General features: G+C 36.7%; 12 protein-coding genes. All 12 read right to left on the reverse strand.

The features are described 5' to 3' along the window. Positions 1–334: 334 nt before the first annotated feature. Positions 335–544 carry a hypothetical protein gene (locus ACOXY8_RS06820; protein ID WP_458330811.1) on the reverse strand — a complete coding sequence of 70 codons (210 nt, stop codon included), beginning with the start codon at positions 542–544 and terminating at the stop codon, positions 335–337. Between the two features lie 114 nt (positions 545–658). Further along, positions 659–2,428, reverse strand: a complete 1,770-nt coding sequence (locus tag ACOXY8_RS06825) for an AMP-dependent synthetase/ligase (protein WP_458330812.1) — start codon at positions 2,426–2,428, stop codon at positions 659–661. Positions 2,429–2,512: 84 nt separating this feature from the next. After that, the gene (locus tag ACOXY8_RS06830) at positions 2,513–4,327 is read right to left on the reverse strand and encodes a tetratricopeptide repeat protein (RefSeq protein WP_458330813.1); all 1,815 of its coding nucleotides are present in this window, start codon (positions 4,325–4,327) and stop codon (positions 2,513–2,515) included. 378 nt (positions 4,328–4,705) lie between these two features. Then, positions 4,706–6,355 (reverse strand): Ig-like domain-containing domain, encoded by a 1,650-nt coding sequence (locus tag ACOXY8_RS06835; RefSeq protein ID WP_458330814.1) that lies wholly within the window; start codon positions 6,353–6,355, stop codon positions 4,706–4,708. A gap of 33 nt (positions 6,356–6,388) precedes the next feature. Further along, positions 6,389–7,000, reverse strand: coding sequence for a class I SAM-dependent methyltransferase (locus tag ACOXY8_RS06840; RefSeq protein ID WP_458330815.1), 612 nt, complete (start codon positions 6,998–7,000; stop codon positions 6,389–6,391). A 275-nt stretch (positions 7,001–7,275) separates the two neighbouring features. After that, positions 7,276–9,141, reverse strand: coding sequence for a tRNA uridine-5-carboxymethylaminomethyl(34) synthesis enzyme MnmG (mnmG, locus tag ACOXY8_RS06845; protein ID WP_458330816.1), 1,866 nt, complete (start codon positions 9,139–9,141; stop codon positions 7,276–7,278). An 87-nt stretch (positions 9,142–9,228) separates the two neighbouring features. Continuing rightward, a complete protein-coding gene (gene ybeY / locus ACOXY8_RS06850; RefSeq protein ID WP_458330817.1) occupies positions 9,229–9,657 on the reverse strand; it encodes an rRNA maturation RNase YbeY in 429 nt (142 codons plus the stop codon). A gap of 11 nt (positions 9,658–9,668) precedes the next feature. Further along, the gene (locus ACOXY8_RS06855) at positions 9,669–10,067 is read right to left on the reverse strand and encodes an ATP-binding protein (RefSeq protein ID WP_458330818.1); all 399 of its coding nucleotides are present in this window, start codon (positions 10,065–10,067) and stop codon (positions 9,669–9,671) included. A gap of 16 nt (positions 10,068–10,083) precedes the next feature. Then, positions 10,084–13,356 carry a DUF4175 family protein gene (locus ACOXY8_RS06860; RefSeq protein WP_458330819.1) on the reverse strand — a complete coding sequence of 1,091 codons (3,273 nt, stop codon included), beginning with the start codon at positions 13,354–13,356 and terminating at the stop codon, positions 10,084–10,086. A 53-nt stretch (positions 13,357–13,409) separates the two neighbouring features. Then, the gene (locus ACOXY8_RS06865; RefSeq protein ID WP_458330820.1) at positions 13,410–14,171 is read right to left on the reverse strand and encodes an exodeoxyribonuclease III; all 762 of its coding nucleotides are present in this window, start codon (positions 14,169–14,171) and stop codon (positions 13,410–13,412) included. Continuing rightward, entirely contained in the window at positions 14,171–14,533 is a 363-nt protein-coding gene (locus ACOXY8_RS06870) for a hypothetical protein (RefSeq protein WP_458330821.1), read from the reverse strand. Before ACOXY8_RS06870 ends, ACOXY8_RS06865 begins: the two co-directional genes overlap by 1 nt. Further along, positions 14,520–14,876, reverse strand: a complete 357-nt coding sequence (locus tag ACOXY8_RS06875) for a carboxymuconolactone decarboxylase family protein (protein ID WP_458330822.1) — start codon at positions 14,874–14,876, stop codon at positions 14,520–14,522. The genes ACOXY8_RS06870 and ACOXY8_RS06875 overlap by 14 nt, the downstream gene beginning before the upstream one ends. Between the last annotated feature and the right edge of the window lie 52 nt (positions 14,877–14,928).

The following is a 14,928-nucleotide window of genomic DNA, read 5'->3' on the forward strand; positions in this document are numbered from 1 at the left end:
TTTTCTGAAGCGTCTTTTTTAGGCTTTTATTAGCTTATCAATGGGCTGCTATTCGCGAGCATGGAGATTTTTTTGATACTCATATTTTGTGTTGTGGACGCACGCGATATGCTGGCGTGTTTGGCTAAAGCCTAGTTAAATGAAAATTTCTTCCCCCAGATAAATCTGGAGGCTATTCATTATCTTCAAATCTTTAATGCATTGAGTTTGTAATTGCCCTGGATCATTTAATCATATGAATAGAATTGAATAGGAATGGGGCTTTAGCCCATTCTGTAAAAGCCAAAAATGGAAATTGGCTTTAGCCAAATAAGAGCTTTGGTTAGAGAGAAGTTTAAAACCTATCTAATTCATCAATATCGTAATCAGAGCCTTTGCCATATTTCACTAAATCGAAAAGCTGATATGTTTCTAGAGAGTTAAGATCTTTGAGAAGGAAATTATCATTATACAATCTAGACAACACTTCGAACTCAAATCTTTCTGAGTAATTGATTAGATAGTACTTTTTGCCAACGCGTATGGCATTAAAAGAAATGGGCATATTTTATTTAAATCTGGAAAGAAACAAAACGTCCTTAAGCTATACAAAGAAACCTCGTAGATTTATCGAAGGCAAATCAAATACTATTAAATTACCTGTCAATTTAAGGAGCTTCTATATATACATTTCTTCAATTTCTCTATTGTATTTATCTTCCACAATTCGTCTCTTCAATTTCATAGTTGGCGTCAGTTCACCAGTCTCAATTCCCCAAGAAGTATCCATCAAAGTGAATTTCTTAATCTGCTCCCAACTTCCAAATAGCTTGTTGTATTTGTCCACTGCCTCTTGATAGCGATCAATCACCTTTTGATTTTTGATCATTTCTGCATCTGTAGAATAAGGTATATTTTGATTTTTGCACCAATCTTTTAATGCTTCGAAGTTAGGAACAATCAAAGCTGAAGGAAAACGTCGATTATCACCAACCACACAAAGCTGATCGATAAACATGCTTTCCTTGAATTTATTTTCCATCACTTGAGGAGCAAGATATTTACCACCAGAGGTTTTGAACATCTCTTTTTTCCGATCCGTGATTTTCAAATATTTACCATCGATTAATGTACCGATATCCCCTGTATGGAACCAACCGTTTTTGATTACTTCATCGGTCAATTCAGGCTGCTTATAATAGCCCATCATTACGTTTGGACCTTTTACAAGGATTTCGCCATCATCAGCAATTTTAACTTCTACATCTTTTACTAAAGTACCCACACATCCAATTCTGATTCCTTCGTGTGTTGGAATGGAAGCAGTAACTACTGGAGAAGTTTCTGTTAATCCATAACCTTCGCAAATCTTGATTTCTGCTGCCCAAAATACCCTTGCAAGACGAGGTTGAAGTGCCGAAGCTCCAGAATTGATTGAAACTATCTCGCCTCCCAATGCCTCCCGCCATTTACTAAAGATTATTTTGCGAGCTAAGCCCAATTGCTTGTTGTACCACCAACCTTGATTTTGATTGGGTTCATATTTCAATCCTAAGTTCAAAGCCCAAAAGAAGAGTGTTTTCTTAATTCCTGTGAGTTCATAGCCTTTAGAAACTATTTTATCATATATTTTCTCTAATAGTCGAGGTACGGTATTGAATAAATGCGGCTTAATTTCTTGAATATTTGCAGCAATTGACTCTAAGTTTTCCGCATAGTAAATGCTAATGCCCAAATATGTGAAGTAATAGAATCCGGTGCGCTCATAAATATGGCAAAGTGGCAAAAAGCTAATAGCTCTTGACTGTCCTGGCACTACTCTAGGCTCCATAGAAGCACGCTCTGCGACGGAAACAGTATTGCTAAATACATTGGTGTGGCTAAGCATTACGCCCTTTGGCCGGCCTGTGGTGCCCGAAGTATAGATGATGGTCATCAGTTCTTCAGGATTGATAGTTGCCTTAATAGCTTCCAATGCACTTATATCTTTTCCTTTGCCGAGATCTAAAACCTCCCGCCAATTTTTGGCTCCTGAAACATTATCGAAAGTGTATATATCTTGAATATTACAGCCTTTGGCGCCTTCATTTGCTTTTTTATACAGCTCTTCATTTCCAACAAATACAAGTTTGGTTTCAGAATGGTTGAAAATATAATTGTAGTCATCTACCGTAATAGTAGGATACATGGGCACACTAATGGCACCAATTTGCTGTACCGCCAAATCAATGAAATTCCATTCAGGACGATTGTCGGAGATAATGGCAACTTTATCTTCTTTACCAATTCCTATTTGCTGCAGGCCAAGACTCATTTCATTAACAATGTGGATTACATCATCTGTAGAATAATGCACCCATTTGCCATCTTGCTTGGCAGAAATTGCGTGGTCTAAGTTATAGTTTTCTTTTTGTAAGGTAAGGAGATCAAAGAGTCTACTTGGATTCATAATAATTTCATTAAGTCTTCAATTTATAAAATAAGACTTAATAATTATTAATTGTTTGCCAAATTTTGTACTGATTGTACGCGCTTATAAGGAGGTATTCGTATCACCACGCAAAAATCTAAATCTGCGGCGGACATCCTCTACATAAAGACTTGAAGGATAATCGCGTAAAAATCGCTGATAGGTCTCCATTGCTTTGGTGTAATCCTCTAATTGCTCCTCATAGATTTTCCCCAATTGAAACAGGGCGTCGTCTGCCAAAATATCGTCGGGATATAAATCAAGAATTGAATTGAGATTTAGAATAGCGTTTTCGAAATCTCCTCTTTCGAGTAGAATTTTACTTTTCAATAGATAGCTCTCATCTTCGATTGGGTGATTTGGATAGGCTTCCAGTAAACTATCCAATAAATGTAATGACCTGTCCTTTTGATTGGAGAAATAGGCCAAATCTGCTTTGGAATAAATATTTAGCGCTGCATAGGTAGAATCATAATCCATGTTGTCGCTAATAAGCAGACTCAAATCTAAGGCATCGTTTGCAATCTCGCGGGTGGTGGCTTCTTTCAATATGTCTAGGTGACTTTTAGAAAGTTCGAAATCTCCTCTGTAGAATGAGAGTTTGGCATTTTTCAGTTTTGCTTCGAAACCGATATTCTCACTTCTATTTGCTTTTTCTACTTGCGAATAAAGCAAGGATGATTCCCACGGTTCTCCATGAATTACAAGTATGTCTCCCAATTCTATTTTGGCTTTGGCTGTTATGTTTTTGGAAGCGGATTCGAAACGTAATACTTGTTCTAAAAAGTAAATCGCGCTATCCAATTCATCTAGGTAATAAGCATGGAGCTTGGACTTATTGATCATAGCTTCAAAGCTTATATTATTGTAGCCAATTTCCTTGATTAATTGGTTGTAATCAGCCATTAAACTCTTAAGCTGATTGGTAGCTACTGGAAATTTATTTTTGATCGAATTCTCTTTAGACTGGATTAGGTATAATCTGGCCATCAAGTAATTTTGCTTGGAGGTAAATTCATCTACATAAAACTGGAAGAATTTCTCTGCATGTTCATATTCTTCATTTTGGTAGGCAATCACACCCGTTTCGAAAACTTTGGAATCTTCCTTTTGAAAACGACGGTCGAATGCACGAGCTTGGATAAAAGCTTGAGTGAAATCTTTCATTTGCACATTCACCCAAATTAGCATTTCAGGATAATTGGGATCGTTCGGATCTTCTTGAATTTTGCCTATAAGCCAAGATCTGAATTTTGGTAGATCTTCTTCTTCGGTAAGGCTATTCTGTAATTGGTCTTTTACAAAGTTGAGATTTACAGGATTTCCTTTTAGAAAATTGAAATACTCTTCAATCATCAATTCCTTTTGATTGGTAAGGCGGTAGAGCGTAGCCAAATCCATTGCATACGCTCTATCAGAATTGATTGCCTCACGCGATGATAGGTAAGTTTGGATGGCGAATTTACTGAAATTGGCATTGTAGAGTGTGGTAGCTACAAAACGAGTTCTGTTTTGATCTTGCTGGACAACTAGGATTAGCTCATTAAAAATTGCCTCCATTTTATCTTCTTGATTCTGCTGATAATAAAGGGAACCAAGATCTATCCAATATTGATGATTGTCGGGATTAGCATTCTTTTGCTTTACCAGATACTTTTCGGCTTTTTCATATTCCAAATTGCCAAGCATCAATTCCAGGTAACGCTCGTGGATAAAAGGAATGTTTGCTGGATTCGCCGAAAGTTTGTCAAACATCTCCAATGCCTTTTCTCGATCACCTTGATTGTAGTATTCATAAGCCAAGGTGATATTTTGGTTGTCTTGAGCGAAAACCTGGAAGGAGACGAAAGTTAAAAATATGAGGAATAATTTTTTCATTGCACGTTTATCCACAAGGCAACAATCATTGTTTATTTTTTTAAAAGTAAAAGATAACTATTACTAGTCATGTGGATTTGTTGATAAGTCTTGAAACTGTAAGTTATTAACGCTTATTTTAATAAAATGTCTATAACTTTTTCTTATTCACATTTTACCCACTTCTAAATGCTTGAAATCGAAGTTACTAAAAATAAATGTTCAAATGTGTTGATAATTGTTGAATACATGTTGACATCATTTCAATGTTGGTAAATCCTGTTTGAATGGTCGATTTATGCTTATAAGTATAGAAGGTCTAGTAAACGGGTATTCTAGTGAAATCTATCAACTCCAAATCACAAATTTTCCATAGTTGCTAACAGTTTATCCACAGAGCTAATCCTTAATTGTGACGTTTATATCTGTCACTTCCCAGTTTGCTCTAAGCGTTATAATATATGGATTTTCTCCTTCTTCGGGATTAGCCTTTTTATATAGAAAAGCAGGCTCAGGTGCTTCTAGTATTTGTCCATTTCCTTTGCTCCATACTCCATCCTTATTGGAATCTACCAAAACGCGAATTTTATAGTCTCCAGGGGAAACAAGATTGAAAGCGTATTGAGCTGTGTTCTTAAGTTCATTTACAACTCTATTTTGAGAGTTTAGCAATTGTACCCAAAAATCTTTCCCATTTGTATTTGAAATTGTTCCTTTGATGGTTCCAAAATCTCTAGCTGTTTTGATTTCGTATGTCGCTAGAATCCTTTCTAACGTATCATTTTCTACGGAAGCATAGGATCCTTCAGGAATTATGAGCTGTAATTTTTCACCTTCATTCAAGGTGTCTAGATTTAGCTTTATTTGAGCTCTTGTTCTTTTTTCATTAAACTCAAGTATATCTTCTGCTTGATAATATGTGAATACAGAATCAATCATTGTTGAGATTGAATCTGCTTTTAGCTCTAACATAGGTTTTGTAAAGGTGATCTCAAATTTATCATTTTTAGCAACTTTAGAGGGTAGTGTTGGGATCATAGTATAGCCTAATGTTTCTTTTGCTGCATTTGACTCTGTGAATTTGATATATAAATCTTTATTGACCTCTAATCCCAAGCTGTCTGTGGTTGTAAAGTTGACAAAAATACTATCAGCTCCTAATTCAGGAAAAGTATTAAATACCTTTATTGAATAATCCTCCCGCTGATCTATTGAATATATATTTATAGTGGTATCTGTAGGTGTTAACGAATAGTCTATAAATGGCTTATTCATTCTTATTAAGAATGATTTACCAATTGGTCTGGCAGATACTAGTTGCAATGAATCGGAAAAGTTTAGAACAAGTGGTATCGTAAATCCAACCATATCTTGATCAATATTTAATTGTTCAGGATAGTAGCCATGTATTTCGTCAAATGAATTGATTTGCAAGTTTGAGTTTTTGTCTTCCCAAACATAAAGTTCATACACCCCTGGAGTTAAGTTTCTTAATGAAAAATTGCCAGAAGAATCAGTTTTAGCAAAATAACGAGGTTTGGAATTGTATGCGCTTAAAGTATCTGAGGGTAGATATAGACCGGCAATCCAATCATTTTTAATATCTCCAGTCAATAGATTATACGCTGAACCTTGGATATTTAGAGAATCTATAAATGGGCCAGTTGAAAAGGTTAATATTAAGTCTTCAGCTGGATTGTCTTCTGTAATATCTTGAATTCCATCCCTAAAATTGAATGTAAAGGTAGTAGCTGAATCAAGGTCATTTTCGAATTCTAGTTCGAATTGCTGTCTATTTATTTTCGTGGTGTAAGGATTATCAATAGATGGAGAAATGATTAATTGCTCCTTAAGTTTTTCCTCTTTTATATATTCATTGAATCGTAGTGTAATTGTCTTTCCTGTAAAATTTACTTCACGATCTTCTGGATCAGATGATAATAAAATAGGTGGATCTATATCTTCTGGCCCACCTGTGGGTGTTGTTTGATTTGCACAGCCTGCAGATACAAGTAGGATAAAGAAAAGAAGCGGGAGGTTAAACTTCATAATCATTTGGAAATAAAAAGAGGAAGAGATTTCTTATCTCTTTTTCAGTACATATATAAGGCTTGAATAGTTATTTTGATTATTCTTTGCCCATTTATTTGATTTCAAGCCATTCCAAAAAGCCTGCCAATAGTTCATTTTACCTTTAGCATGTTTCTCGCTCAATAAGCTTACGTAAAATGCATCTAGTTTCATAGGAAGTGTTTGTACAACTTCTAATTTATGCTTCTTAAAAAGCAAAGCAGCTGTTTCTTGATTGAAGTGATATAAGTGTCTTGGGACATCAAAGGCAGCCCAATCATTTTTATAGTGTACAGAATCCCAAGAAGCGCTATTTGGTAAGGCAATAAATAGACTTCCTTCTTTATGTAAGAGCTTTCGTACCTTTTTCATTGTGCCATTCAGATCGGCAACATGCTCCAATACATGAAACATAGTAATGGCATCGAATTTCGTTTTTTCTATCAGCTGGATGTTTTCATAGATGCTAATGCCATTTAATTCTTCCGCACTTTTCCTTGCAAGAGTTCCAGGCTCTACTGCATTAATAAGCCATTTATTCTTTTTAGCTTCATTGATAAATTCTCCTGTTCCACAACCAATATCCAGTAAGGTGTTTTTGTTCGCTGTGAATTTATTAATCATTGTCACTTTGGAGCGTACAGTAAATTTTCTAGCGATTTTGTAAATGCGATTTATTAAGCTGTTACTTTTCTTATTATGGGAGATATAATCTTCAGATTCGTAATAACTGCCAAGCCTTTGTTCTGATGGTCGAGGGTTAGTATACAGGAAGCCGCAATTTCGACAGCGCGAAATTGCGAAGCTCTCCTTCGATACTGTGTGATCTTTACATATAATTAAATTATCGCTCAGCTTTGATTCACATACTGGGCAACTCTCTACTTTTTCGAACATAGCTATCTTCCTAAGTAAACCATTAAGATGGAAATATCGGCTGGCTTTACTCCGCTAATTCTGGAGGCTTGACCAATCGTTTCAGGTTTTATGGATTTGAACTTCTCTTTCGATTCAGATGATAAAGCTACAAGTTTATTGTAATCAAAATGTGAAGGAATTTTTAAATCCTCTAACGAGCTCATTTTCTCGGCCATTGTCCTTTCTTTTTCCAAATAGCTCTCGTATTTCGCGCTTATCTCAACTTGCTCTATCACGTCAATATTAAATTCATTTATATCTAAATTTATATTTTCGCATATATCTAATAGATTTTGTATTGATATTTCTGGTCTTTTTAGTAAATTATATAGTGTAGTTTTCTCCTTTATAGGTGCAGTTTTCAGCTCTTCTAAATGCGCGTTAACCTCTTCTGGAGTCACTTTTAGCTTCAAAAGGTCTTTTTGTAACAATTCTATTCCCTTTTTCTTTTCATTTAGCTTATTTAATCTTTCATCACTCGCTAAGCCAATTTGGTGGCCTAATTCTGTAAGTCTGATATCTGCATTGTCCTGTCTCAATAGAATTCTGAACTCTGCGCGGGAGGTAAACATACGATATGGCTCCTCTGTACCTTTATTAATTAAATCATCTATAAGTACTCCAATATATGCATCAGATCTTTTGAGGACGATTGGTTCTAAGGATTTTACTTTTCTATGTGCATTTATTCCGGCCATTAATCCTTGGCAAGCGGCTTCTTCATAGCCAGTAGTTCCATTTATTTGACCTGCGAAATATAGATTCTCTACGAGCTTAGTTTCCAAACTTAGCTTCAATTGTGTTGGTGGGAAGTAATCATATTCGATAGCATATCCTGGTCTGAACATTTTGGCATTTTCAAATCCGGTTATTTTACGCAATGCTTTCAGCTGAATATCCTCTGGTAGAGATGATGAAAAACCGTTTACATATACTTCTACTGTGTCCCATCCTTCGGGCTCTACAAATATTTGATGTCTATCTCTTTCTGCAAAACGATTGATTTTATCTTCAATTGATGGACAATATCTTGGACCTAAACCTTGGATGCGGCCATTGAACATTGGTGATTTGTCAAAGCCTGTTTTGAGTGTTTCATGCACTTCGGGATTAGTGTAGGTAATGTAGCAGCTCCTTTGTTTAGTCAGTGGCTCTGATAGATTAGAATAGGAAAACCTGCTAGGATTCTCATCTCCGAACTGTTCTTCCATGAGCTCATAATTGAGACTTCTACCATCCACTCTGGGTGGGGTGCCAGTTTTCATTCTACCCGCTTCAAAGCCTAATTCAACCAATTGTTCTGTGATTCCTTTTGCAGCTTTCTCACCTGATCTGCCACCACCCATCTTCTTTTCCCCAATATGAATTATTCCATTTAGGAAGGTTCCATTAGTTAAAATCACAGATTCGGCTTCTATTTCTATGCCTAAGCTGGTAATTACACCACATGCCTTATTATCCTTTACAATGATTCCAGTGACCATTTCTTGCCAGAAATCAAGGTTTGGAGTTTGTTCTAAGGTCAATCTCCATTCCTCTGCAAACTTCATTCTATCGCTTTGCGCTCTTGGGCTCCACATTGCAGGGCCTTTAGATCTATTAAGCATGCGAAACTGTATGGCAGATTTATCTGTGATAATTGCTGACATTCCACCTAGAGCATCAATTTCACGCACTATTTGGCCTTTTGCAACCCCACCCATAGCTGGATTGCAAGACATCTGTGCGATGGTTTGCATGTTCATCGTTACCAATAAAACAGATGAACCCATTTTAGCTGCTGCATGTGCCGCTTCACAGCCTGCATGCCCAGCACCAACCACAATTACATCGTATTTTGAAAACATATTCTCGTTATAAAAGAAAAGTGTTCCACGTGAAACACTTTATTTAACCTCTATTCAATTTCAAACGTTCCACGTGGAACATTGATTTTATAAGCGCAAAGATAGATAGTAGTCCTCGCTTTTTCTCATCCTTTGTTGCTCCTCTTCTGTCTTGTCTCCATGTCCCATTAGGTGAAGTACTCCATGTACCAACACTCTATGAAGTTCCTGATCAAATTCGGTTTCAAAAGTCTTTGCATTTTCTATGATGCGTGGAATACTGATGAAAATATCTCCTTCGATTTCGAATTCAGATTCTGAATTGTCGAAGGTGATTATATCAGTGAAGGTGTCGTGGTTTAAATATTCTTGGTTGATCTTCAAAAGGTATTCGTCCGAACAGAAAATGTAATTCAATTCCATGAGGATGAATTTCTCATTATTGATAATTCCCTCAAGCCATTTGGCCGTTCTTTCTTCATTTTCTAGTTCGAACTCGTAGTCTTCAGTATGAAAATGAATGGGCGTTTCCTCCATCTTGTTGGAATTTATAAGTAGAAACTAAGTTCAACAACTCTCCCGTCTTTTTGAAAGGTTACTTCGTCAGCTAGATTTTTCATTAAAAATATTCCACGGCCACCAGTTTTTTCTAAATTTTCCGGGGCTGTTGGGTCTGGTAATGTATTATAGTCAAATCCTTTTCCCTCGTCTTCAATTACAAATTTGATTACATCGTCTTTTAATGTAAGGCTCAAATTCACAGATTTTCCTTTGTCGCTCTTATTGCCATGCTTTATCGCATTGCTTACAGACTCAGTTACGGCAATCATTATATTTCCATAGATATCATCGTTTAGCTCAAATCTTTCTTTTGCATTATCGATGAAGCTCTCAATAATTCTAATGTTTTCAATCATTGAGGGTATTTCTATTTTAATAGTATTCATATGTATGTACAGACCGTTACTTGTTTATTCTTTTGAAATATTCATTTACCTCATTTTTGTAATAAGGATTCAATTTAGGAGGAATTGTTCTTAGTAGCTCAATTTCTTTCTCCTTTGCTCTCAAATATTCTTCGAAAAGTTTCGGGGCTGGTTTTTCATACTCACCCGCTTCTTCACCTTTTCTTTCATCATCGGTTTGATCCTCCCGCATTGCATTTTCTGCATCTAATAATCTGGTATTCAATGGGTTCTGTCTTTCTAAGAGTTCATCACCTATATTTTTATTCACCAAATCTACTTCGTTTTGCTCCATCTCCTTAATGATATCCTGAATTTCTTGAGCCAATTCACCATCCATTGTTTGTCCTTGCATTTCTTGCATCATTCGACGGAGTTTTTCTTGCTCTGCAGCCATCTTGGCGAGTTCCTCTGAAAGTTGTCGGCCTTCCATTCCACTCTTCTTAATTTCATTTATTTGTTCGCTCAGTTGTTTCTGCAATTCACTAAGGCTCATTTTATTTCCTTTTGAATTTGATTGCCCTCCTTGGCCTCCACCATTAGGTGGGTTTTGCAATTGCTTCAAAAGGTCATCGAGCATGAGTGCAAGATTATTCATGGAAGTCATAGCAAACTCTTGGCGACCGACTGATTGATTGGTTCTACGCTCCTTAAGAGCTTCTAGCGAGCCATCAAAATGTCTGTTAAGTTCCGTCAATTCTCTATTGATGAATGATGATAATTGGAAAACGCGGGAGGATAGTGCCTGCAAACTATCTTGTAATACTTTGGAGTTCGTTTTCAATTCTAATTGTACGGCAGCCAATTCCATATAGCGTGGATCGGTTGATTGCACTTCCTTGAAATCCTTAAGTAAAGTTTCCTGCTCAAATGAAAGTTTGATAAGGTTGTTGAGAATTGTTCTAAGACTGGCAATATTCTCTGATTGCATTTCCATCTGATTGGATTCCTGCATTTCTGTGAGAGATTGCGCTAGCTTTTGTAGGGATTCACTCGCTTTTTGCTGGTTTTGCTGAGAGCCTTGTTTATCCTTGTTTTGGAGCTTTTGTTCACTTTGCTCCATTTCAGAACCAATTTCCTCTTCGAGTTCCTCAGTATTGCTAAGGTCATCCGGCTGTTTCAGCTGTTCATTGAACTCCTTCATTTCATCCAGCTGCTCTTTCAAGTTTTCAAATTCTTTCTTCAAGTCTTGCTGTTCTTTTAATAACTCTTCTTCAGCTTTCTCTCCAGCCTCTGTTTCTTCTTTTAGTTCTTCTTGTTTCTTAGCGAGTTCCTCAGCCGACTGAATCGCTTCTTCAGCCTTCATTTCATATTTCAGTCTTTTGAATAATTCAAGTGTTCTGTCAAGCTCCTTCTCTAAGTTCTTTTCCTTTTCTGAAATCTGATTCATCAGACTTTGAACTTGATTAATATTTTTATTCTCTTCAAGAAGTTTCCGCAATTCATCATAGAGTTTTTTGGTCTCTTCATCCAAAACCTCATCCATGAGCTTTTGAACCATCTCCATTTTTTCTCTAAGTTTTTCATTTTCAGGCCCAAATCTTTCAAGCATTTGCTCATTTTCCTTGGCCTGTTCTTGCATCTTTTCTATTTGATTATCAAGACTTTGTCTTTTTTCAAACAATTGCTCAATTGCCTGCTGATCTTGCCAATCTAGATTGCGTTTTCCTTTGAGGCGACGCTCAATTTCTTCAACCATTTCATTTACTTCCTTGGCTTCTTTGGCAGCATTGTCAGTTTCATTTTGAGTTCCCTCGGCTGTACGATCTAAGATTTCCTTTATTTCAGCTTTATCAGGAATACTCATTACAAATACGGGCGTTTTCGTGCTTTTAATGCCATTTACGCCATCATTGTCATAAGCCTCCAAGTAGTATTCGAGCTTGCTACCTTCACTCAAGTTGAGCGAATCTGTATCGAATTGATAATAGAGGTTTTGATCTTTTTGAGTAGTATTGATGGGAATATCGACAGATGTGTAATTTTCCTCCCGCTCCTTTTTATACTTCAATTTGAGCGATGTAAGTCCATAATCATCAGAAACGCTGCCACCAAATACGATAAATGAATACAAGGTTGTATCTACATATTGCTGAATGCTTAGATCAGGGAATTGATCTTTTATTACCTCTATTCTATACTGAATAGGATCTGCATTTGCCGCTTTATCATTTTTTAACTCGATACTGTATCGATCATTATTTCGCATTTTTTTGCTAAAAAGGAAATTCTCTCTGCCTTCTTTCTCTGCATATTTGCTTTGCTTATCACTATCGAATGTGAAAGTAAGTGAATCTGTTTCGCCTGTCTCCAAATTCCAAACTACATCTGTTCCTTCAGGCACCTTTAGATTTCCACTATTTTTGAAGGTTTCTGATTCTTTGCCTATGTACTTTGGGTATAAAAGGCTTATTTCCATTAAGCCAAGAGAGGGCCTTCTAATTACTTCTAATTCATAGCTCTGCGACTCAAATCCCGCAGCTTCAAATCGGAATTTAAAATTGTCTTGAACCCTTGTAAATGTATGCTGATAGCTTTTGGCTCCTGTAGAGCTCATTTTTATACGACGCTCATTTACAATAAGATATGCTTGGTCAGGAACGGCATTTCCATCCAAATTTAGCTCTACTGTAAAATCCTCGTTTTTAAAAGCTTCTAAATTTTCATTCACCATAAAGAAGCGGAAAGGAGCTTCAGGTATAAACTCCTTGCTATACTGAACAATACGGGAGGTAGATTCCGTAACGAAGGCAGGGAATACGATAAGAATAAGCCCGATGGCTAAAAATGGAATGGCTAATAAACGGAGATAGCGAAGGTTAATTTTGAGATCTATTGCGCTGCTGAATGGGACGTAGCTAATTTCCTTAGTCTTTTGCTCGATACCAGCTTTGATCAAAGCTTCCGAGGCATTTGGAAGGCTTGAAAGTTGAAGCACATTTAGCAATTTGTCCTTCACTTCCGGAAAATATTGACCTATTTGCTTCGCAGCCTCTTCATCTGAAATTTGCTGTTTATTATTAAAGAGAACGATGATTGGTTTCAACACCCACTGAATCATACTAAAAGCAAAAACACCAATAAGCGCCACAAAAAGCATTGCTCTGCCCGCAGAATTTAATCTCAAAAGAAACTCTATACTATTGGCTGCCAAGAAGGTAATACTAATCCAAAGCAATGAAAAAATCACTCCTTTGATAAGAATATTCAGGTAGTACTTTTTTTTGTACTCTCTTAATTGCTGCTTGATGTTGTTGCCGTTTTCCCTCATATCACTCTTAAACAACGTTGCTTTGATTATCAGGTTGTTAGAAAAGGGTTAATTTAGTTTATTTCGAGGAAAAGAGGGCAATGATCGGAGTGAAAAGCATCAGCTTGTATATGAGCGGTTTTAAGTTGGTCTGTCAAGTTAGAAGTTGCCATATTATAATCGATTCGCCAACCTAGGTTTTTCGCCCTTGCATTGGCTCTATAGCTCCACCAAGTATATTGATGTGGGTTCTCATTGAAATGCCTAAAAGTATCTACAAATCCCGAATCAATAAATTTACTAAGCCATTCTCGCTCCTCTGGAAGAAAGCCGCTGGAGTTCTTATTAGATACTGGATTGTGGATATCTATTGGCTTATGGCAAATATTATAATCGCCGCTGATGATCAGTTTTGGCCTTTCTCTTCGCAAGTCTTGTGTGTAGCCTAAGAAGTCATCCAAAAACGTCATTTTAATATCTTGTCTCACATCGCCACTGCTTCCTGATGGTATATAAGTACTCATTATGGACAAATCACCAAAGTCTGCTCGAAGTATTCTGCCTTCTGCATCGTAAAAGCTATGATCCATTCCATGGACAATATGGTCAGGCTTGGTTTTGCTTAGCAGTGCTACTCCGCTGTAGCCTTTTTTCTCGGCTGGAAACCAATTTACAAAATATCCAAGATCGGTAAATTGGCTTATATCTACTTGTGATTCAAGCGCTTTTACTTCTTGTAAGCAAATTACATCCGGATTTTCTTGTTTAAGCCAATCAAGAAATCCTTTGTTAATAGCGGCTCTAATGCCGTTCACATTGTACGTACAAATCTTCATCAAAAAGTCAGTTCTAGTTCTTTTTCAAAATACTCAAGTATATGCATTTTCAAGAGCTTTTCCTGCTCTAGCAAGTCAAATCTAGGCAATATTTTGACGGCTTTCCAATGTGGCCATCCTTCTTTGTCTAAGCCTTCCAGTTCATAAAATCCTGAGTAGCTCAGCACTTTACATATTGCAATATGCATCAAATCCTGCTTTTCTTCTTTGCTAAATGTGCGGGTACCAGCACCCAATTCTTGCACACCAATCAGAAACAACACAGCATTTAAATCTTTCGGTCGTTTACCGATTTGCTCCTCCAAATGCTTAAGGAGTCTTACCCATTTACGTTCTGTTTCTAAATCTTTACTGTAAGTCATTTTTTTCCTGCTCTAGTGCTTCCCAGTATTCCACGGCTCTGCGCAGGTGTGGAATTACTATACTACCGCCAATTAAAGTAGCAATACTGAAAACCTCAAAAAGTTTATCTCTGTTCAAGCCAATTTCAAAACATTTGCCCAAATGGTAGCGAATACAATCATCGCAGCGAAGCACCATTGAACATGAAAGACCAAGCATTTCCTTCGTTTCCACATCCAAATGTCCTGCTTGGAATGCATTGGTATCTAGGTTGAAAAATCGCTTGATAACTTTATTATCCTCTCCAAGGATTTTTTCGTTCATCTCTGCCCTGTAGGCATTAAAGTCGTTTACTATGCTCATTTTTTGTAAATTAATGGTCAAAGTTACACCAATTATTAGTCGGGAATTCAAT

Source organism: Peijinzhouia sedimentorum, from assembly GCF_049340005.1.
GTDB lineage: Bacteria > Bacteroidota > Bacteroidia > Cytophagales > Cyclobacteriaceae > CAXBDP01.